This window comes from Devosia sp., assembly GCF_025809055.1.
GTDB lineage: Bacteria > Pseudomonadota > Alphaproteobacteria > Rhizobiales > Devosiaceae > Devosia.
Map to the genome: position 1 here is coordinate 2,706,793 of NZ_CP075529.1, position 19,660 is coordinate 2,726,452.

The 19,660-nt window shown below is 64.0% G+C and carries 18 protein-coding genes; 11 read left to right on the plus strand and 7 right to left on the minus strand.

Annotated features, from left to right (window positions below):
• Positions 1 to 20: 20 nt before the first annotated feature.
• A complete protein-coding gene (locus KIT02_RS13325) occupies positions 21 to 272 on the minus strand; it encodes a hypothetical protein (RefSeq protein WP_297578459.1) in 252 nt (83 codons plus the stop codon).
• 244 nt (positions 273 to 516) lie between these two features.
• Between KIT02_RS13325 and KIT02_RS13330 the strand changes: the two genes are divergently transcribed.
• The 7 genes from KIT02_RS13330 (at position 517) to KIT02_RS13360 (ending at position 7,979) form a co-directional block, all read left to right on the plus strand.
• Complete coding sequence (locus KIT02_RS13330) at positions 517 to 1,182, plus strand: FAD-binding oxidoreductase (RefSeq protein WP_297578461.1); 666 nt, start codon at positions 517 to 519, stop codon at positions 1,180 to 1,182.
• Positions 1,183 to 1,190: 8 nt separating this feature from the next.
• Complete coding sequence (locus KIT02_RS13335; RefSeq protein ID WP_297578462.1) at positions 1,191 to 1,415, plus strand: hypothetical protein; 225 nt, start codon at positions 1,191 to 1,193, stop codon at positions 1,413 to 1,415.
• 146 nt (positions 1,416 to 1,561) lie between these two features.
• Complete coding sequence (rimP, locus tag KIT02_RS13340) at positions 1,562 to 2,242, plus strand: ribosome maturation factor RimP (RefSeq protein WP_297578464.1); 681 nt, start codon at positions 1,562 to 1,564, stop codon at positions 2,240 to 2,242.
• Positions 2,243 to 3,844, plus strand: a complete 1,602-nt coding sequence (gene nusA, locus KIT02_RS13345) for a transcription termination factor NusA (RefSeq protein WP_297578466.1) — start codon at positions 2,243 to 2,245, stop codon at positions 3,842 to 3,844.
• 43 nt (positions 3,845 to 3,887) lie between these two features.
• The gene (locus KIT02_RS13350; RefSeq protein WP_297578468.1) at positions 3,888 to 4,559 is read left to right on the plus strand and encodes an RNA-binding protein; all 672 of its coding nucleotides are present in this window, start codon (positions 3,888 to 3,890) and stop codon (positions 4,557 to 4,559) included.
• Between the two features lie 5 nt (positions 4,560 to 4,564).
• The gene (gene infB / locus KIT02_RS13355; RefSeq protein WP_297578471.1) at positions 4,565 to 7,360 is read left to right on the plus strand and encodes a translation initiation factor IF-2; all 2,796 of its coding nucleotides are present in this window, start codon (positions 4,565 to 4,567) and stop codon (positions 7,358 to 7,360) included.
• A gap of 67 nt (positions 7,361 to 7,427) precedes the next feature.
• Entirely contained in the window at positions 7,428 to 7,979 is a 552-nt protein-coding gene (locus tag KIT02_RS13360) for a histidine phosphatase family protein (RefSeq protein ID WP_297578473.1), read from the plus strand.
• On the opposite strand, the gene KIT02_RS13365 is transcribed toward KIT02_RS13360, so the two are convergent.
• The 5 genes from KIT02_RS13365 to KIT02_RS13385 form a co-directional block, all read right to left on the minus strand.
• Entirely contained in the window at positions 7,980 to 8,516 is a 537-nt protein-coding gene (locus KIT02_RS13365; protein WP_297578475.1) for an AAA family ATPase, read from the minus strand.
• A 139-nt stretch (positions 8,517 to 8,655) separates the two neighbouring features.
• The gene (locus KIT02_RS13370) at positions 8,656 to 9,306 is read right to left on the minus strand and encodes a L,D-transpeptidase (RefSeq protein WP_297578477.1); all 651 of its coding nucleotides are present in this window, start codon (positions 9,304 to 9,306) and stop codon (positions 8,656 to 8,658) included.
• Between the two features lie 247 nt (positions 9,307 to 9,553).
• A complete protein-coding gene (gene pnp / locus KIT02_RS13375; RefSeq protein WP_297578479.1) occupies positions 9,554 to 11,695 on the minus strand; it encodes a polyribonucleotide nucleotidyltransferase in 2,142 nt (713 codons plus the stop codon).
• 300 nt (positions 11,696 to 11,995) lie between these two features.
• Complete coding sequence (gene rpsO / locus KIT02_RS13380) at positions 11,996 to 12,265, minus strand: 30S ribosomal protein S15 (protein ID WP_297578481.1); 270 nt, start codon at positions 12,263 to 12,265, stop codon at positions 11,996 to 11,998.
• Positions 12,266 to 12,412: 147 nt separating this feature from the next.
• Positions 12,413 to 14,128 carry a sensor histidine kinase gene (locus KIT02_RS13385; RefSeq protein ID WP_297578483.1) on the minus strand — a complete coding sequence of 572 codons (1,716 nt, stop codon included), beginning with the start codon at positions 14,126 to 14,128 and terminating at the stop codon, positions 12,413 to 12,415.
• A gap of 242 nt (positions 14,129 to 14,370) precedes the next feature.
• On the opposite strand from KIT02_RS13385, the gene miaB reads away from it, so the two are divergent.
• Entirely contained in the window at positions 14,371 to 15,780 is a 1,410-nt protein-coding gene (miaB, locus tag KIT02_RS13390) for a tRNA (N6-isopentenyl adenosine(37)-C2)-methylthiotransferase MiaB (RefSeq protein WP_297578485.1), read from the plus strand.
• Here the strand turns inward: miaB and KIT02_RS13395 are convergent.
• Complete coding sequence (locus KIT02_RS13395) at positions 15,762 to 16,580, minus strand: hypothetical protein (protein WP_297578486.1); 819 nt, start codon at positions 16,578 to 16,580, stop codon at positions 15,762 to 15,764. The genes miaB and KIT02_RS13395 overlap by 19 nt on opposite strands.
• A gap of 244 nt (positions 16,581 to 16,824) precedes the next feature.
• On the opposite strand from KIT02_RS13395, the gene KIT02_RS13400 reads away from it, so the two are divergent.
• The 3 genes from KIT02_RS13400 (at position 16,825) to KIT02_RS13410 (ending at position 19,627) form a co-directional block, all read left to right on the plus strand.
• Positions 16,825 to 17,889: a PhoH family protein gene (locus KIT02_RS13400; RefSeq protein ID WP_297578488.1), complete on the plus strand. Its 1,065-nt coding sequence runs from the start codon at positions 16,825 to 16,827 to the stop codon at positions 17,887 to 17,889.
• A 138-nt stretch (positions 17,890 to 18,027) separates the two neighbouring features.
• A complete protein-coding gene (gene ybeY, locus KIT02_RS13405; protein ID WP_297578489.1) occupies positions 18,028 to 18,507 on the plus strand; it encodes an rRNA maturation RNase YbeY in 480 nt (159 codons plus the stop codon).
• A 199-nt stretch (positions 18,508 to 18,706) separates the two neighbouring features.
• The gene (locus KIT02_RS13410) at positions 18,707 to 19,627 is read left to right on the plus strand and encodes a hemolysin family protein (RefSeq protein ID WP_297578491.1); all 921 of its coding nucleotides are present in this window, start codon (positions 18,707 to 18,709) and stop codon (positions 19,625 to 19,627) included.
• Positions 19,628 to 19,660 lie beyond the last annotated feature (33 nt).

Sequence of the window (19,660 nt, forward strand, 5' to 3'; positions counted from 1 at the left end):
AACGGCGGCGCCGGTCTTGATCAGAACGTCACCTGCTGGAGGGTGTCGGGGTCGAAATACTGGAAGACCTGGCTGCCCGAACCGGTATCCACCGAGGCGCGAAGCAGCGTGCCCCATTCCTGCACGTCCACCGCGTTGACGCCGCGGGCGTGCAGCTGGTTGACGATCGAGTAGGTTTCGAAATCCGAAAGGCTGTCGGAGGCCATGGCGGGAGCGGCGACGCCAGCGAGGGCGGCAGCGGTTGCCAGGGCGATGATCGAGTTCTTCAACATGGGTATTCTCCTTTTCTTCGAACGGCCTATCCGCTCGAACAGCTAGGAGATGCGCAGCCGCCGCTTTGCCAACAAGCGGTCCAAATCCACTTTTTCGCTCTTGAATCCGCGCGAATGATGCCGAGAGTTTTATCAAGGAAATCAAGGCTCTCCCGAGGAACAAGGTTTCCTCGGGGAAACTATTGGGCCTTCTTTCGGCAACCGGGCGGCCACCACTCCGGTTGAAGAGAAAAGGAGAGGCGCCATGCAGACCAGCGTTGGCATCATCGATGTTGAAAGGCTCACCCACAATGTGCGCCGCTACCGGCTGGAACGGCCCAAGGGTTATCGTTTCGCACCCGGGCAGGCGACCGAAGTCAGCCTGGATCGCGACGGCTGGCAGCAGGCAAAGCGCCCCTTCACCTTCACCTGCCTGCCAGAGGACGACGCGCTGGAGCTGACCATCAAGAGCTATTTCGATCGTGGCGGCGTCACCAACCAGTTGTGGTCGATGGGCGCGGGCGATCGCCTCATCCTGCGCGATGCCTGGGGCACCATTCAGTTCAAGGGGCCGGGCACCTTCATTGCCGGCGGCGCCGGTGTCACCCCCTTCATCGCCATCCTGCGCGATCTCAACGCCAGGGGAAAAATCGCCGGCAACCGCCTGATCGTCTCCAACCAGACGGAAAAGGACTTTATCCTGCGCGATGAATTCGAGGCCATGGACGGTCTGGAGGTGATCTGGACCGTGACCGGCGACCCGAAATCCGACCTGTTGCAGGAGCGGATCGATGCCGATTTCATAGGGCGGCACGTCACCGATTTCGGGCAGAGTTTCTACCTCTGCGGTCCGGACTCCATGGTCAAGGGGCTTCGCGACCTGCTGCAGGATGCCGGCGCCGATGTCGGCAACGTCACTTGGGAAAAATAGAGCAACCCATGCAGAGAATTGCGCGCTACAGTGCCTCAGATGGCCAGAAACGTCTCGACTTGTTTGAACGCCAGGATGGATATTTCCAGTTTGTGGAAGACACCCTTAGATCCGACGATCATCCCATTGAGCCGAGCATGGTCTGGATACCTTCCATTGAAAGTGGCTTGTATGCCAGTCGTGACGAGGCGGAGGCCGACGCACGCGCAACCGTCAGTTGGCTGAAGGGGTGAAGTGCTTGCCTTTCCCGTTCTCGGGGTCTATATCAGCGCCAACATCGTTGCTCTCATTCGAGAGTGGGTGCCCTGACCGGCCCCCGCTCTTTTTGTTTATCGGCGGGGTGCGCCCTAAGCGCAGCCGCCCAACCTGAATGACCTGAATGCCTTTCGACCTCGCCGAAAAGCGCTATATCAAGGAAACCGGGCTTGAAGCCCGCATCGCTCGCATTGTCGAGCCGGTGGCCAATGATCTTGGCTTTGCGCTGGTGCGCGTCAAGGTGACGCCGGAAAACGGCTGTACCCTGCAGATCATGGCCGAAGATGAACACGGCCGGTTCAACATTACCGATTGCGAGAACCTGTCGAAGGACCTCTCGCCGGTCCTCGACGTGGAAGACCCGATCGACCGCGAATATCACCTGGAGGTTTCCTCCCCCGGCATCGACCGTCCGCTGGTGCGCAAGCGCGACTATGAGCGGTTCATCGGCCACGAAGCCAAGGTCGAGCTGCTGGACATGGTCAATGGCCGCAAGCGCTTCCGCGGCGACATCTTTGCCGTGGACGACGAGGGCGTGACCATCCGGCTGCCCGACGCGCCGGGCGGCACCGACCCGGACCACAAGCTGGTTTTTGGAACCATTGCCGAGGCCAAGCTGGTCATGACCGACAAGCTCATGGATATGGCCCGCGCCGACCAGGAACTGCATCCCATCGACGACGACGAGACCGAAACGGTCGAATATGCCGACGCCGACAACGACGATCTAGCCGACGACCCGGAGACCGGAACGGTCGAGGACACGGCGGCAAACGACGACAATCTCTCTGAGGAGAAAAACTAAATGGCCGTTAGTGCGAACCGCCTTGAGCTGCTGCAGATTGCTGACGCTGTCGCGCGCGAAAAGAACATCGACCGCATGGTGGTGATCGAGGCGATGCAGGATGCCATGGAAAAGGCCGCCAAGGGCCGCTATGGCGCCGAGACCGAAATCAAGGTCGAGATCAATCCGCGCTCCGGCGAAACCCGCATGTGGCGCCTGCTCGAGATCGTCGAGGAGGTCGAGGAGCCGTCCCGCCAGGTCAATCTCAAGCTGGCCCAGGTCAAGAACCCGACGGCAAAGATCGGCGATTTCCTGACCGAGCCGCTGCCGCCCATGGAATTCGGCCGCATCGCCGCCCAGTCGGCCAAGCAGGTCATTGTCCAGAAGGTGCGTGACGCCGAACGCGACAAGATGTTCGAGGAATATTCCGGCCGCGTCGGCGAGATCGTCAATGGCTCGGTCAAGCGCGTCGAATATGGCAATGTCATCGTCGATCTGGGCCGTGGCGAAGCCATTATCCGCCGCGACGAACTGATCCCGCGCGAAATGTTCCGCTATGGCGATCGTGTCCGCGCCTATATCTACGACGTGCGCCGCGAACAGCGCGGCCCGCAGATTTTCCTCTCGCGCACGCATCCGCAGTTCATGGCCAAGCTGTTCATGCAGGAAGTGCCGGAAATCTACGATGGTGTCATCACCATCCGCTCGATTGCCCGCGATCCAGGCTCGCGCGCCAAGATCGCCGTCACCTCCAATGATTCTTCGATCGATCCGGTCGGCGCCTGCGTGGGTATGCGTGGTAGCCGCGTTCAGGCAGTGGTTGCCGAACTCCAGGGCGAAAAGATCGACATCATTCCCTGGACCGACAACATCGCCGACCTCGTCGTGTCCGCCCTGCAGCCGGCCGATGTCGCCAAGGTGGTGCTGGACGAACAGGCCGAGCGCATCGAAGTCGTGGTGCCTGATGAACAGCTTTCGCTCGCCATCGGCCGTCGCGGCCAGAATGTGCGCCTGGCGAGCCAGCTCATCGGCTGGGATATCGATATCCTGACCGAGCAGGAAGAAAGCGAACGCCGCCAGAAGGAATTCACCGAGCGCTCCACCCTGTTCATGGAAGCCCTCGACGTCGACGAGATGGTTGCCCAGCTCCTGGCCTCGGAAGGCTTCTCCTCGGTTGAGGAACTGGCCTATATCGAGCCGGGCGAAATCGCCTCCATCGATGGTTTCGACGAAGAAACCGCCGGCGAAATCCAGAACCGTGCCGCCGAATACCTGGCCGAGATCGAGCGCAAGTTCGACGAGGACCGCACCAAGCTGGGTGTCGAGGACGACCTCTACGAGATTGCTGGCCTCAATGCCGCCATGCTGGTGGCGCTGGGCAAGGACGATATCAAGTCGGTCGAGGACTTCGCCGGCTGTGCCGCCGACGATCTGGTCGGCTGGACCGAACGCAAGGATGGCGAAACCAAGCGCTACGAAGGCACTTTCAAGGACTTCCCGGTCAGCCGCGAAGAAGCCGAGGATATGATCATGCAGGCCCGTATCAAGGCCGGCTGGATCAGCGCCGAAGACCTGCCCCAGCCCGAAGACGGCGAAGGCTATGCCGAGGAGGAGGCGGTCTAAGGACCGCCTTCTGGGAGCACCCGGCTTGGCCCGGCGCGCGGACATGACAAGGACCTGTGCCTTGACCCGGGTTGAAAAACCGGTCGAGGCATTGGTGCGTTTTGTCGTCGGTCCCGACGACGTGCTCGTGCCCGATGTGGATGCGCGGGCCGAAGGGCGGGGCGTGTGGATCACGCTGAGCCATGCGGCGGTTGCCGAGGCGGTACGCAAGAAGGCCTTTGCCCGCAGCCTCAAGGCGCCGGTGCAGGTGAGCGAAGACCTCGCCGAATTGACGCGGCTACGCCTCGAACAGCGGCTGACCTCGGCTCTGGGCATGGCCCGCAAGGCCGGGCAGTTCCTGACCGGGGCCACCAAGGTCAAGAGCGCGCTCGAAAGCGGCGACGCCATCGCCCTCATCACCGCAACCGATGCGGCGGCCGACGGGCGCAACAAGATGCTGGGCACGCTCAGGGCCCTTAACCATGCGCGGCGCGAGGCTGGTTTGACCGGCCCGGACGTGCCGCATTTCGAATCGCTCTCAAGTGCGCAAATGGGTTTGGCACTTGGGCTCGAAAATGTGATACATGCTGCCCTAACGACCGGGGCGGCAGCCCAATCGGCGGTGGAAAAGGCCACGAGACTGGCCCGATACAACGCCCAATCGATGGAAGAGCACACCGACCGCAATGCGGCGTCCGGTGTGCTTTTGCCCGCGGAACAGGACGAAAGACGATAGGTAGTATGGCTGATAACGACGACAAGCGGACCGACGACACTGGCGCCAAGAAGACACTGACCCTCAAGGGCGGCGCCGGGCTGGGCAATCGCCCCGGCGGTATGTCGCGTGGACCTTCGCGCTCGACCGTGGTCGTGGAGAAGCGGACCCGTGTCGTACCGAAACCAAATGTGCCCGGCATGGGCGGCGCTGGCTCGGGCCGGCCCGGCGGAGCCCCTGGTGGCCGTCCGCAGGGACGTCCCATGCAGCAGCAGAATCGCGCACCGCTCGGCCTGAGCGCTGCCGAAGCCGAGGCGCGCCGCCAGGCGCTGGCCCAGGCCGGCGCCCGCCAGGCCGAGGATCGCGCCCGCTTCGAGGCCGAAGAGGCACGCCGGATCGAGGAAGACAATCGCCGCCGTCAGGTGCGCGAGGAAGCTGCCCGTCAGGAAGAAGAGCGTCGTCAGGCCGACGAAGCGCGTCGGGCCGAGGAAGCCAGTGCCCGCTCTGCCGCGCCGGAGTCGGATGCCGCGCCTGAACCGCAGCGCGAGGCCTTTGTACCCGCCAGCCAGCGCAATCCAGGCCCCTCCAGTGTCCGCACGGTTTCCGGCCGTCCTGGCCAGTCCGCGCGTCCGCAGCGTGCCGAGCGTCCCACCGGACGTCCCGGTGAGGGCGATCGCGCCGGTGCCTCGACACGCCCGCAGGGCGAGCGTCGTCCTGCCGGTACCGGTGCCCGTCCGCAGGGCGATCGCCGTCCGGGTTCGGGCATGGCGCCGATCGGCAATGTGCCCCCGGCACCGCCCAGCGAGGCCGATGGCCGCCGTACCCGTACCGGCGCGCCCCAGCACCGTCCGACCACCGAGGCGGAACTGGAAAACGCCCGTCGCGCCAGCCGTGCCCAGCCCGAGCGTCCCTCGCGCCGCGGCACCAATGATGGCTCTTCGCGCGGCCGCCTGACCGTTGCCAGCGCCACCACGGAAAACGATCGCGATCGTGGTCCGTCCCTGGCCGCCATGCGCCGCCGTCGCGACAAGAAGATGGGCCGCAACCAGCAGGATGCGCCCAAGCTCAGCCGCGAAGTGACCATCCCGGAAGTGATCACGGTGGGCGAACTCGCCAACCGCATGGCCGAACGGTCCGTCACCGTCATCAAGATGCTGATGCAGCAGGGCGAAATGGCCAAGATCACCGACGTGATCGACGCCGATACCGCCGAGCTCATCGCCACCGAGCTGGGCCACACGGTCAACCGCGTCTCCGAATCCGACGTGGAAGCCGGTCTTTATGACCTGCCCTCCGACGACAAGGCCGAGGATCTGGCCAATCGTGCGCCGGTCGTGACCATCATGGGTCACGTCGACCACGGCAAGACCAGCCTGCTCGACGCCATCCGCGAGGCCAATGTGGTGTCCGGTGAAGCCGGCGGCATCACCCAGCATATCGGCGCCTATCAGGTCGAGAAGAACGGCAGCAAGGTCACCTTCCTCGATACCCCGGGCCACGAGGCGTTCACCGCCATGCGTGCCCGTGGTGCCCAGGCGACCGACATTGCCGTATTGGTCGTGGCTGCCGATGACGGCGTCATGCCGCAGACCATCGAATCCATCAAGCACGCCAAGGCGGCCGGGGTTCCGATCATCGTGGCCATCAACAAGATGGACAAGCCCGAAGCCAATCCGCAGCGGGTGCGCACCGAACTGCTTCAGCACGAGGTGTTCGTCGAATCCATGGGCGGCGACGTGCTCGACGTGGAAGTCTCCGCCAAGACCCAGGCTGGCCTCGACAAGCTGCTCGAGACCATCCTGCTGCAGGCCGAAGTGCTCGAACTCAAGGCGCCCCATGATGGTCGCGCCGAGGGTCTGGTCATCGAGGCCAAGCTCGACAAGGGCCGCGGCGCCGTGGCCACCGTCCTCGTCCAGCGCGGTACGCTCAAGGTCGGCGACATCGTCGTGGCCGGTACCGAAATGGCCCGCGTTCGTGCGCTGATCAACGATCAGGGCGAACAGGCCAAGGAAGCCGGTCCGTCCGTGCCGGTCGAGGTTCTCGGCTTCAACGGCGTGCCCAGCGCCGGCGACCGCTTCTCGGTCGTCGAAAGCGAGGCCCGTGCCCGCGAGATCACCGAATACCGCCAGCGCGCCATTCGCGAGAAGACGGCCGGCGGCGGTGCGACCAGCCTCGAGCAGATGATGAACCAGCTCAAGGCCTCGGGCATTTCCAAGTTCCCGCTGGTCATCAAGGGTGACGTGCAGGGTTCGGTGGAAGCCATCGTTGCCAGCCTCAACAAGCTCTCGACCGATGAAGTCTCAGCCCAGATCCTGTTCTCGGGCGTGGGCGGCATCACCGAGTCCGATGTCACCCTGGCCTCGGCCTCCAATGCCATCATCATCGGCTTCAACGTCCGTGCCAACAAGCAGGCCCAGGATCTGGCCACCCGCGACGGCATCGAGATCCGCTACTACAACATCATCTATGACCTGGTTGATGACGTGAAGAGCGCCATGTCCGGCCTTCTGGCTCCGGAACGCCGCGAAACCTTCATCGGCTACGCCAAGATCCTGGAAGTCTTCCAGATCACCAAGGTCGGCAAGGTCGCAGGCTGTCAGGTCACCGAGGGCATCGTCGAGCGCGGTGCCGGTGTACGCCTGCTGCGCGACGACGTGGTCATCCATGAAGGCAAGCTCAAGACGCTCAAGCGCTTCAAGGACGAAGTCAAGGAAGTGGCCGTCGGCCAGGAATGCGGCATGGCCTTCGAGAATTACGAAGACATCCGCGCCGGCGACGTCATCGAATGCTTCCGCGTCGAGACCGTGCAGCGCACGCTGTAAGCGGGACGTGCACAAGAGTTTAGAAAGGGCGCGGAGCAATCCGCGCCCTTTTTGCATCGAGGCTTGAATGGCAAGTGTGATCTTCATCCGCCATAGTATTCCCCAAATCGACCCCGCCTTGCCGGCGCGAGAGTGGAGCCTTTCTCCCGCCGGGCACGACGCGGCACAACGGCTGTCGGCACGCCTTGCCGGCCGCAATGTGGGCGCGGTCATCTCTAGCGATGAAATCAAGGCTCGGCAGACGGCGGCCGCTCTCGCCGCGCCGCGTGGCTTGACGGTTGAGGTCGATAACGGCCTCCGAGAGCATGAGCGGCAGTCAGTAGGATTTCTGGGGCGCGAAAGGTTTGAAGCCGGGATTGCCGCGGTCTTTGCTCATCCCGGAACCCGTGCCTTCGGCGAAGAATCCGCCGATGACGTGTTTGATCGCTTCTCTGCGGCCGTGCAACATGCCGCCATGCGCCGTGGCGAGAGCGACGGCGACATCGCCGTAATTACCCATGGCACGGCACTTTGCATCTTTCTCTCGCGACATGCCGGCATTGACCCGCTGCCATTCTGGAAGTCTATGACCCTGCCCATGGCCGTCCTGCTCGAGGACCACGCGGTGACCATTCTGTAGTCAGGGCTGCAGGCTGGTGATCAGCGCCCGAACCTGAGCCACGATTGCTTCGGCCGATCCGCTCGCATCCACCTTTTCCCCAAAGGCCGGATCGACATGGGCCGCGACGCATTCCGCCGACCGCCTGAGCTCGAACGCATTCATCTCTCGGCCCTCCCGCGCCACCCGGCCTGCCAGTCGCTGGCGCACCACGTCCAGCGGCGCGACGAGGCAAATGCGTCTGACTGGTGCAGTCTGCGCCAGGGCCGCCGAAAAGGCGTCGAGATAGGCCAGGTTCGTAAAGGCCATGGGCACGATCACCATTTTGGACCGCAAATGCACCAGCCGCGCCTGATGCACGATCAGCGAGCGCCACAGCGCCATGTCCTGATAGTCATCCGGCTGCCGCCTGTGGCCGATCAGCCATGCCGGCAGGCGCCTCAGCACAAAGCCGACCTGCTCGGGATCGGAGATGGCGGCGTGCGCAAGGTTCTTGGCAAGCAGCTCTGACACCGTCGTCTTGCCGATCCCAAAGGACCCGTTGAGCAGCACGAACATCTGGTTCCCCCTTGACCCAAGCCCGGCAATTTCTGCGATCAAAGCGGCAAACAAAAGACCCGCCTCTTGCGAAGCGGGTCTTGGATGCGGCAGGCGGGTGACTACGGATGGACCGCCTGCTGCAATCTGGAATGGGTGATCAGGCGTTGATCACCGTCACGCGCGCGCCGGTCGGCACGCGGGCGTAAAGATCGATGATGTCCTGGTTCATCAGGCGGATACAGCCGGACGACACATTGGTGCCGATCGTATAGGGCTCGGTGGTGCCGTGAATGCGGAACAGCGTGTCGCGGCCGCCCTTGTAGAGATAGAGCGCACGCGGGCCGAGCGGATTCTCGGGGCCGGGGCCCATGCCGCCGGCATAGGGGCCGTAGCGTTCGGGCTCGCGGGCAATCATGGACTGGGTCGGCGTCCAGCGCGGCCATTCGGCCTTGCGCCCGATCGTGGCTTCGCCACGGAAGACCAGCGCCTCGTCCTTGCCCACGCCAATGCCGTAGCGCAGGGCCCGGCCATTTTCCATCACGAGGTAGAGGTAGTGCGCGGGGGTGTCGACAACCAGCGTGCCGGGGCGTTCGGTGGTGTAGTAAGCCACCTCCTGGCGCCACCAGCGCGGATCGACGCGGCGCAGGTCCATCGCCGCGACCGGATAGGGTTCATTGACCGCGGGTCCGTACATGCGCAGGTAATAGGGATCGATCTGCGGTTCCTGCATCACCGGCTGGCGCGTCGAGGAACAGGCAGACAGGGCGGTGGCAGAAATGCCAAGCAGAAACAGGCGGCGGGAAATCAATACGGAACCTCAGGAGCAGGCATTTCAGGGAAGGCGGCGAGGGGACGCTGCCTTCAGCTTTACGCATGTTACCCTTAACGTGGCACGAATGCGGCGGTTCCTCGCCACAATTTGATCTCATTGCGGGGTGTGGCCAACAAGACACACTTGCCTATGCCCCTCGGGCCGGAACGCGAACGCGAGGTTGCCGGAACAGAAAAGGCCGGGACGAGCCCGGCCTTTTCACGGTTGGTTTGACGCGCAGAGATTACTCGGCAGCGGTTTCGGCCTCGGCGGCCTTTTCCTTGCCGGTCGCCTGATCGAGGACCTTCATCGACAGGCGCACCTTGCCGCGCTCGTCGAAGCCCAGGAGCTTGACCCAGACCTTGTCGCCTTCCTTGACCACGTCGGTGGTCTTGGCCACGCGCTGGTCGGCGAGCTGCGAAATATGCACCAGGCCGTCCTTGGCACCGAAGAAGTTCACGAAGGCGCCGAAATCGGCAGTCTTGACCACGGTGCCCTGGTAGATGGCGCCCACTTCCGGTTCGTCGGTGATCGAGCGGATCCACTTGATGGCGGCATCGATCTGGCTGCCGTCGGAAGAGGAAACCTTCACCGTGCCATCGTCTTCGATATTGATCTTGGCGCCAGTCTTCTCGACGATTTCGCGGATGACCTTGCCGCCGGTGCCGATCACTTCGCGGATCTTGTCGGTCGGGATCTTGAGGGTCTCGATGCGCGGGGCAAATTCGCCCACTTCGCCGCGGCTCTCCGACAGTGCCTTGGACATTTCGCCCAGGATATGGGCGCGACCGTCCTTGGCCTGGGCCAGGGCGACCTGCATGATCTCTTCGGTGATACCGGCGATCTTGATGTCCATCTGCAGGCTGGTGACGCCATCGCTGGTGCCGGCCACCTTGAAGTCCATGTCGCCCAGGTGATCTTCGTCACCCAGGATGTCGGACAGGACGGCGAAGCGCTCGCCTTCCAGGATCAGGCCCATGGCGATACCCGCCACCGGCTTCTTCATCGGCACGCCGGCATCCATCAGCGCCAGCGACGTGCCGCAGACGGTGGCCATGGAGGACGAACCGTTGGATTCGGTGATCTCGGAGACCACGCGGATCGTGTAGGGGAATTCCTCGAGTGAGGGACGGATCGGGTTGATGGCGCGCCAGGCGAGCTTGCCATGGCCGATCTCGCGGCGGCCGGGCGACCCCATGCGGCCAGCTTCACCGACCGAGTAGGGCGGGAAGTTGTAGTGCAGCAGGAAGTTCTGCTTGTAGGTGCCTTCGAGCGAGTCGATGAACTGCTCGTCATCGGCGGTGCCGAGGGTGGCAACGACCAGGGCCTGGGTTTCCCCGCGGGTGAAGATGGCCGAGCCGTGGGTCCGGGGCAGAACGCCCACTTCCGCCAGGATCGGACGCACCGTCTTGGTGTCACGGCCGTCGATACGGCTGCCGGTGTCCAGGATGTTCCAGCGCACGATCTTGGCCTGGAGGTTGTGCACCACCTCGCCCAGGTCTTCCTTGGAGACTTCGCCGGCTTCGATCTTGGCGGCGAACGCCTCCTTGACCTTGGCATTGGCGGCATCGACCGCAGCATAGCGGGCCTGCTTGTCGGTCAGCTTGTAGGCGGCGCGCAGGTCGGCTTCGGCCAGGCCCAGCACTTCGCTTTCCAGTGCCGAGAAGTCCGGCGGGGTGAAGTCGCGCGGTTCCTTGGCGGCCAGTTCGGCCAGCTGGATGATCGCGTCGATCACCTTCTTGCCTTCGGCATGGCCGAACATGACGGCGCCCAGCATCACCTCTTCGGAGAGCTCCTGGGCTTCCGATTCCACCATCAGCACGGCATCGGCGGTGCCGGCCATGACAAGGTCGAGCTTGCTGTCGCCGCGACGGTCGATGGAGGGATTGAGGACATATTCGCCGTCGATATAGCCGACGCGTGCGGCGCCGATCGGGCCCATGAAGGGCACGCCGGAAATGGTCAGCGCAGCGGAGGCCGCGACCATGGCCAAGACGTCCGGATTGTTTTCCATGTCATGCTGGAGGACGGTGATGATGACCTGGGTCTCGTTCTTGTAGCCATCGGGGAACAGCGGACGGATCGGACGGTCGATCAGGCGGCTGGTCAGCGTTTCGGCTTCCGTCGGGCGGCCTTCGCGCTTGAAATAGCCACCCGGGATCTTGCCGGCGGCAAAGTACTTTTCCTGGTAGTTGACGGTCAGCGGGAAGAAGTCCTGGCCCGGCTTGGGCGACTTGGCGCTGACAACGGTGGCGAGCACGACGGTTTCGCCGAGGCTGGCGAGCACGGCGCCATCGGCCTGGCGGGCAACCTTGCCGGTTTCCAGCGTCAGGGGCTGGCCGCCCCAGTTGAGCTCGACCTTGTGATGATCAAAATTGATCGGCATGTTCTGTCTTTCCTTTCTGCCGGGAGCGCGGGAACGCGGGACAAGGCAAAGCCCCACGAACGCCCTCGGTGTGCCCGCACCGGCGCCGCACCCATTGTGCGCGCCAGCTCGAAATCAGGCACGGTTGCGATCTGGCAGGTCAGAACATGGACAAGACAATGAGCCACTCCACAGCGGAAGGGGCCGATAATCCTGCCATGCTCCGGCGCCGCCGGCCTTGGCCGGCGCGACATGCGCCAGCTTGTGCCCAAAAAGGGCAACCGGCGCGGAAGGCTACCCCCGCGCCGGAAACGTCTCGTCTTAGCGACGCAGGCCGAGCTTTTCGATCAGCGTCTTGTAGCGGGCATCGTCCACCTTCTTGAGGTAGTCGAGCAGCCGGCGACGGGTCGAAACCAGCTTCAACAGGCCACGACGGGAATGGTTATCCTTATTGTGGTCCTTGAAGTGCTCGGTGAGATTGGCAATGCGCTCGGAAAGAATGGCGACCTGCACCTCCGGCGAACCGGTATCGGTGGCAGTGGTGGCGTATTCCTTGATGAGCTGGGTCTTGCGCTCTGCAGTAATCGACATCGGGCATATCCTTTCGAAAAGAGGATGTTGGTCGCCCCAGCCGGGATGTCGTCCAGGTGGGGTCGGGTCTTGCGGGTGCCAGACCGTTGAAGGTCGGGCCGTCCGGCTGGCGCTGCTATAGTGCAAAGCGGCCCGCAATGCCAGAATTTATTGGGATCGGTGCTTTTCGTCGGGGCGCGCGGCGGCAAAGGCTGGGTCGAGCGCGGACAGGGGAATGTCGAAGCGCCATTCAAGTCCGTCATCATGGGCGATCCGTTCGACACCGGCGCCGAGCGATCCGCCCACCATATGGCGCAAGACCGTCGTGCCGAAGCCGTTGGGACCGTCTTCCACCACCGGGGTGGTTCGCACTTCCCGCCATCCCATGGCCAGCCGGTCGCCGCGGATTTCCCAGTCCAGCCGCACCGAGCCCTTGGCCTCGGCAAAGGCCCCGTGCCGCATGGCGTTGACCGCCATTTCATGCAGCGCCATGCCCAGGATCTGGGTGCCCTGCGGATTGATCCGCAGATCGGCGCCCTCGATGACCAGCCGGGCGAGGTCGCGGGGGCGGAAGGCTTCCAGTTGCAGGTCGACCAGTTCGCGCAGCGAAATACCCTGCCGGCCGCTGGCCAATAACAGGTCGGTCGACCGGGCAAGTCCCATGATCCGGCGTTCCAGCGCCTGCACATAGCTCGGCAGATCGGTCGCGCCGCGCGCGGTCTGCTTGGCCATGGCGGCAATCACCGCCATCTGGTTCTTGGAACGATGCGCCAGTTCGCGCATGAGAAAGCGGATATCGCGCTCCGCTGCCAGGCGCTGTTCGCCGGCCTCGGCCATGGCTCGGGAAACCTCGGTGATTTCAGCCACCGGGTAGGCGCGAGGATAAAGCGTTTCTCCGCGCCCCAGCCGCTGCGCGTCGAGACGAAGCCCGGTGACTGACAGGCCCACGCGCTGGGCGATGAGGAAGGCCACCACCGAAGCCAGTACCGCGATGATCAGGCCCCAGCCGGCCAATTGCACCAGCGATTGCTGGAGCGGCGCCTCTACCGTATTGGTGGCGGCCCAGGCGACGATGCGCCAGCCGGTATAGCCGCTGCGCCATTCGGCCGTGACCACTTCCGCCTCATCCAAGCGCTCCCGGTCCCAGCCATCGGGTGGAATGGCGTCGTCGGCGGTCTGGCGCAGGGGCAGCAGGCTGCCGATTGGCGCCTCGGCGTCGGCCGTGGCGGCGACCACCAGGTTGTTGGCGTCGACGAGAGCAGCGTGCCATCCATCCGGCAATTGCCGCGATTGCAGGGCCGGCATCAGGTTGCGGGCGTTCTGCACCAGGGCCAAAAGGTTGACCGAGCCGCCCTTGATCGGCAGCCACACGTAAAAGGCCGGGGCGCCGCCAATACCCTGTTGTTCGAGGCCGGAAATGGTGGCCACGCCGCGCTCGAGCGTCCGGCGGGCCGTCGCCGGATCGCTGGTCGGCACAGGTGCGGCGTCGAATGCAGTCCAGGTGTTGAGCACCACGTTGAGGTCGGCATCGACGCCCTGCAGATAGGTCCCGGTCCCGGCCAGGGCCTGAAGCGCCCGCTGGTGAAACTCTTCGAGGTCGCCATCCTGTAGGGATTGGGTGGTCGACAGCACGCGCAGCGTGGTGGCCATGCCGGCGATTTCGCGGTCGACCGAATGACCCATGGCCTGCACGGTGGCATTGGTCAGCGCCCTCAGAACATCCTGCTGGCCATCATTGGCGCGATTGAGCAGCACCAGGGCCACCGCCATGGCTGGCAGGAGGATAACGAGGACGAGCGCAAGCAGATAGACGGCGATGGGTCGTGCATGCACCTGTCCCGCCCCCGTTCTGCGCGTCCCGTCACTGGCGGCCTGTTCCGCCATTCCCCAATCCCCTCGTCAGCGCGGCAGAAGCCACTTTGTCTGTGGCGCCATCATTCCCCTGCGGGAGGAAAACTCTATCGCCGCTCTGGCTTGGTCCCCGGCGTCCCGCCATCCTGTCCGCCTCCGGCGGCCTGGCTCTGGAACGCAGCGGGACTTTACCGCTATGCCACATACAACACCCGCACACCGGTCGAGGTTGCAGAGCATGGCATCATCTTCGCGCCTCTGGTAAACACCGCCGCATGAGCAAGTCCGACATCGCCCCCTCTCCCATGGCCAAGCGCGTCTTCATCAAGACCTATGGCTGCCAGATGAACGTCTATGACAGCGATCGCATGGCCGACGCCCTGGCCCCGCAGGGCTATGTGCCGACCCATGACGTCGCCGAGGCGGATCTGGTGCTGCTCAATACCTGCCATATTCGCGAAAAGGCCAGCGAAAAGGTGTTCTCCGAACTCGGCCGCCTCAAGGAATTGCAGGGCGAGCGCCGCGCGTCGGGCGGTGACATGATGATCGGCGTGGCCGGTTGCGTTGCCCAGGCCGAAGGCGAGGAAATCGCGCGCCGGGCCCCCGTGGTCGATCTGGTCTTCGGTCCCCAGGCCTATCATCGCCTGCCGGACATGCTGGCGCGTGCCGAAGGCCAGCGTCACCTGCATCCGGCTCTTAAAAAGGCTGTGATCGACACCGATTTCCCCGAAGAAGACAAGTTCGCTCACCTGCCGGCGGCCAAGAAGGACGTCACCGTCGCCCGCGGATTGACCGCCTTCCTGACGGTTCAGGAGGGTTGCGACAAGTTCTGTTCGTTTTGCGTCGTTCCCTATACGCGCGGCGCCGAGGTCTCCCGCCCGGTCGCCCAGGTGATCGAGGAAGCGCGCCGGCTTGTCGATGCCGGGGTCAAGGAAATCACGCTGCTGGGCCAGAACGTCAATGCCTATCACGGCGTCGATGCAGCAGGGCGCGATGTTGGTCTTGGTGAACTGGCCTTCCTGCTCGCCGAGATTTCCGGCCTCGAACGCCTGCGCTACACCACGAGCCACCCGCGGGACATGGACGATGGCTTGATCGCGGCCCATCGCGACCTGCCCCTGCTCATGCCCTATCTGCACCTGCCGGTGCAGTCCGGTTCCGATCGCATTCTCAGGGCCATGAACCGCAAGCACACGGCGGCCGAATATCTGGCGCTGATCGACCGCATCAAGGCTGCCCGGCCCGACATGGCCCTGTCGGGCGATTTCATCGTCGGCTTCCCCGGTGAAACGGACCAGGATTTCGAGGATACGCTGAGCATCATCCGCCAGACCGGCTATGCCTCGGCCTATTCCTTCAAGTATTCCACCCGCCCCGGCACGCCCGGCGCCAGCCTCACCGAGCAGGTGCCCGAAGAGGTCAAGGCCGAGCGCCTGCAGCGCCTGCAGGAGCTGGTCACTGCCCAGACGACGGCCTTTCACGCATCCTGCGTCGGCCGCACCCTGCCGGTCTTGATCGAGCGCGTCGGCCGTCAGGCCGGGCAGGTGGGCGGCCGCTCTCCCTATCTCCAGGCCGTGCATCTGGATGGTCCGACCGAGTTGATCGGCAATATCCATATGGTCGAGATCGTGGGCACCAGCACCAATTCCCTGGTGGGCCGGCTCGCTCAATCAGCCGCGGCCTGACCATAGGCGAAGTCGAGAATGGCCTGGGCCAGGGGCGCGCTCAGTCCGGTCGCACATTTGCCGTTGCGCACGGCAAAACGCACCTCGCGCACGGTCGTCTGCCCCGGTCCCTGGGGGCGGCTGAAGGCAATGGTGACACTGCGGCTGTCCAGCTGCGCATAATATTGGGCCCGTGTTTCGAGCACCAGGTCGGCATGGAGAATGCAGAGTTCGATCGCCGACCGCTCCAGCGCGTCGGGATCGGCGCCCAGGAGGTCGTCATTGTAGCGATAGGTCAGGCGCAGATCGCCCGGATCGGCGCCGCGCTCGATATATTCGAGTTTTACCGGCGCGCCGCTGGGCGTGGGTGGCGCCAGGTCCGTCAGGCCAACGCCAAGCGGCATGGCGAGGCAGGTGCGGTCACGGCGGATTTCGAACACCGCTTCATAGAACCGGGTCATCGTTATGCCCGAGGCCTCCAGTTCGGGGTCGCGCTGGCTGGGCGTAAAGTCCCAGCGCACCCGCACGCCGCCAATATCCTCGGCTTCGATCTCGGCCCAGCTATTGCCGACGACATTCTCGCAGAACTGCTCCATCACCCGGGCATAGTCGTCGGAGGGAACCGGGCCATAGGGCTCGGGATCGAAATTGGGCACCGCGCGAATGACAAGGATGTTGCGCCCCTCCTGATCGGTTTCGATGACATAGTCTTCGATCGTGGCGGTGGACCCATCGCCCAGTGAGACCTCCTGCGCCAGGGCCGGAAGCAGCGGTGCCAGGCAGAGGATGGCGACGGCGGCGAGCGTATTGCGGATCGGCATGGGCATGTCCCGGCTGGTTTCGTGTACCGCCCAAGCCTAGGCGAGAGAGCCCTCCTGCCCACCCCCGAATGCGGGGGAAGCCTGCAAACGGGCCGGGCCGGGCGCAGCAGCCTCTTGCACCGACCTGGTTGTGTCACAATTTATCTACAGACAGCGAACGCAAATCAGCCTAGCGTCGTTGTTGCAACAGGGCGACGCGCTCCGCGGCGCCCCCTCCGGGAGCCGAGAAAGTTTGAGCAGGCACTTGCCACCCACCGCCGATAACGCCCTCGCATCGCAACTCGAACTCGCCTTTGAAGACAATCGCCTGGCTGCCCAGCTCTATGGCGATTTCGACCAGAACCTCGCCCTCATCGAACAGCGCCTTGCCGTCAGCGCCACGCCGCGCGGCAATCATGTGCTGCTCAAGGGCGCGGCCAGCAAGGTCGACCAGGCGCGCCGGGTGCTCGAATCGCTTTATGCCGGCCTTGAAGAGGGCCGGGCCATGGATATTGCCGATGTCGATGCAGTCATCCGCATGATCGAGACCGAGGACAGCCAGCTGACCCTGCCCACGCTCGAGCGCAAGGGCAAGGTGCGCATGGCCCAGATCGCCACGCGCAAATCCACCATCATCGCCCGCACCCCGGCCCAGGACGCCTATATGCGCGCCATGGAGCGGAGCGAGCTGGTTTTCGGCACCGGCCCGGCCGGTACCGGCAAGACCTATCTCGCCGTGGCCCATGCCGCCTCGCTGCTCGAACGCGGCGATATCAACCGCATCATCCTCAGCCGCCCGGCTGTCGAGGCCGGCGAACGCCTCGGCTTCCTGCCCGGCGACATGAAGGAGAAGGTCGATCCCTACCTCCGCCCGCTCTATGATGCCCTCTACGACATGATGAAGCCCGAAAATGTCGAGCGCTGCATCACGTCGGGCATCATTGAAGTGGCTCCGCTTGCCTTCATGCGCGGCCGCACGCTCACCAATGCGGTGGTCATCCTCGATGAGGCGCAGAACACCACCTCCATGCAGATGAAGATGTTCCTCACCCGCCTGGGCGAGAACTCCAAGATGATCGTCACCGGCGACCCGACCCAGGTCGATCTGCCGCGCGGCGAAAAATCGGGCCTGGTGGAGGCCGTCAATCTGCTCGATGGCGTGGAAGGCGTGCATGTGTCCCGCTTCGGTGACAAGGACGTGGTGCGTCACGCGCTGGTCGGGCGCATCGTGCGCGCCTATGAGCAGGATACCGCCCGCCGCCTGGCCCAGAAGGATGGGGACCGGGAAGGGCTGGCGCGGACTTTGGGCGTGACACCGCCGCGGGGCTGATTGCCGCTTTAGCCACGGTGTCATTCCGGCGCAGGCCGGAATCCATGTTGTGGATCGTTCCTAAGCTGGATGGCGTGGCAAATCTCGGATATGGATCCCGGCCTGCGCCGGGATGACATCGTGCAATTTTAGAAGCCAATGCCAAAAGCCACCCCCCCTTTGGAAGTCGCCGTCATTCGCAATGCGGAGGGCTGGCCCGATCATTTCGATACATTGGCCGAGAAAGCCGTCCTGGCCGCGCTGGCTGGCGCGGGAGCCCGTCTCAAGGGTGCGGCCGAGATTTCGGTTGTGCTGACCGATGACGAGGAGCAGCGCGCGCTCAACGCGCAATGGCGCGACAAGGACAGCACGACCAATGTCCTGAGCTTTCCCCAGATCGAGCCGTTCGGGCCGGTGACGGGCCTTTTGGGGGACATCACCCTGGCGCGCGAAACGCTGGAGCGGGAGGCGGCCGACCTCGGCAAGAGCCTGGACGATCACTTCACCCACCTAATGGTGCATGGATTTCTGCACATTCTGGGTTATGATCACATCGCGGACGACGAGGCCCTTCAAATGGAAGGGCTGGAAACCCAGATATTGGCGGGCATGGGGATCGATGATCCCTATGCGGATTGACAGCAATGCCGGGAACCCCTGATCATGCAGGGGCATTTCGTCCAAAGGACAACCAGAGCCGCAGATTTCGCGGCACGAGATAATGACCGACAGCGACAGTAACATGGCCCCGCGGGTGGCCGAAAACCCAGAACCTCCTTCTAGTCCCGCCCCCGTGCCGGCACGGGGGCCAAGCCTGTGGAACCGGATCAGAGGCCTGATGGCCCTCAGGACCGTGTCCCTGCGCGACGATCTGCAGGTCGCACTCGACGACAATGGCAGCGCCGAAACGGCCGACTTCTCCGAGAGCGAGCGCGCCATTCTGCAGAATGTGCTGAAGCTCGCAAAAGTCTCGGTCGACGACGTGATGGTCGAGCGATCCGATATCCAGGCCGTTTCCACCGAAATCAATCTTGGCACCCTGCTGGCGCGGTTCCGTCAGGTGGGGCATTCGCGCCTGCCCGTCTATGATGACGGGCTCGACGACATCAAGGGCTTCATCCACATCAAGGATGCTCTGGCCAAAATCACCGAGCCGGTCGCCGATCCGGAAAAGGAAGTGCCGGTCAAGCTCCTCTCCCCGGCCCTGCGGCAAAAGCTCGACAAGCTGGGCATCACCCGTCCGGCCATGTTCGTGCCGACCTTCATGCCCGCTGCCGACCTCCTTCAGCAGATGCGGGCCAGCCGCACCCATATGGCCATTGTCGTGGACGAATATGGTGGCACCGATGGGCTGGTCACCATCGAGGACCTGCTCGAAGCGGTCGTCGGTGAGATCGAGGACGAACATGACGTCACCGAGGCGGCCCTGATCCGCAAGGTCGGCGATGATGTCTATATCGCCAATGCCCGCGCCGAGATTGACGACGTCCGGGCCATGATCGGTCCTGACTTCGAGCCGGGCGAGCATGGCGACGACGTGGACACCATTGGCGGCCTGGTCTTCGATCTGGCCGGTCACGTGCCCAAGCGCGGCGAACGGGTTCAGGGGCTGGATGGCTTCGAATTCGAGATTCTGGCCGCCGATAGCCGGCGCATCAAGCGCCTGCGCATCCGCCGCAGCCGGCCCGAGCCGGAAATCGCCGAAATCCTGGCCATTACCGACCAGAGCAACGGGTCCGAAAAGCAGGCGGCAGAGTAGCGCGACCGGCCCCGATCGCCGCCCTCAGGCATG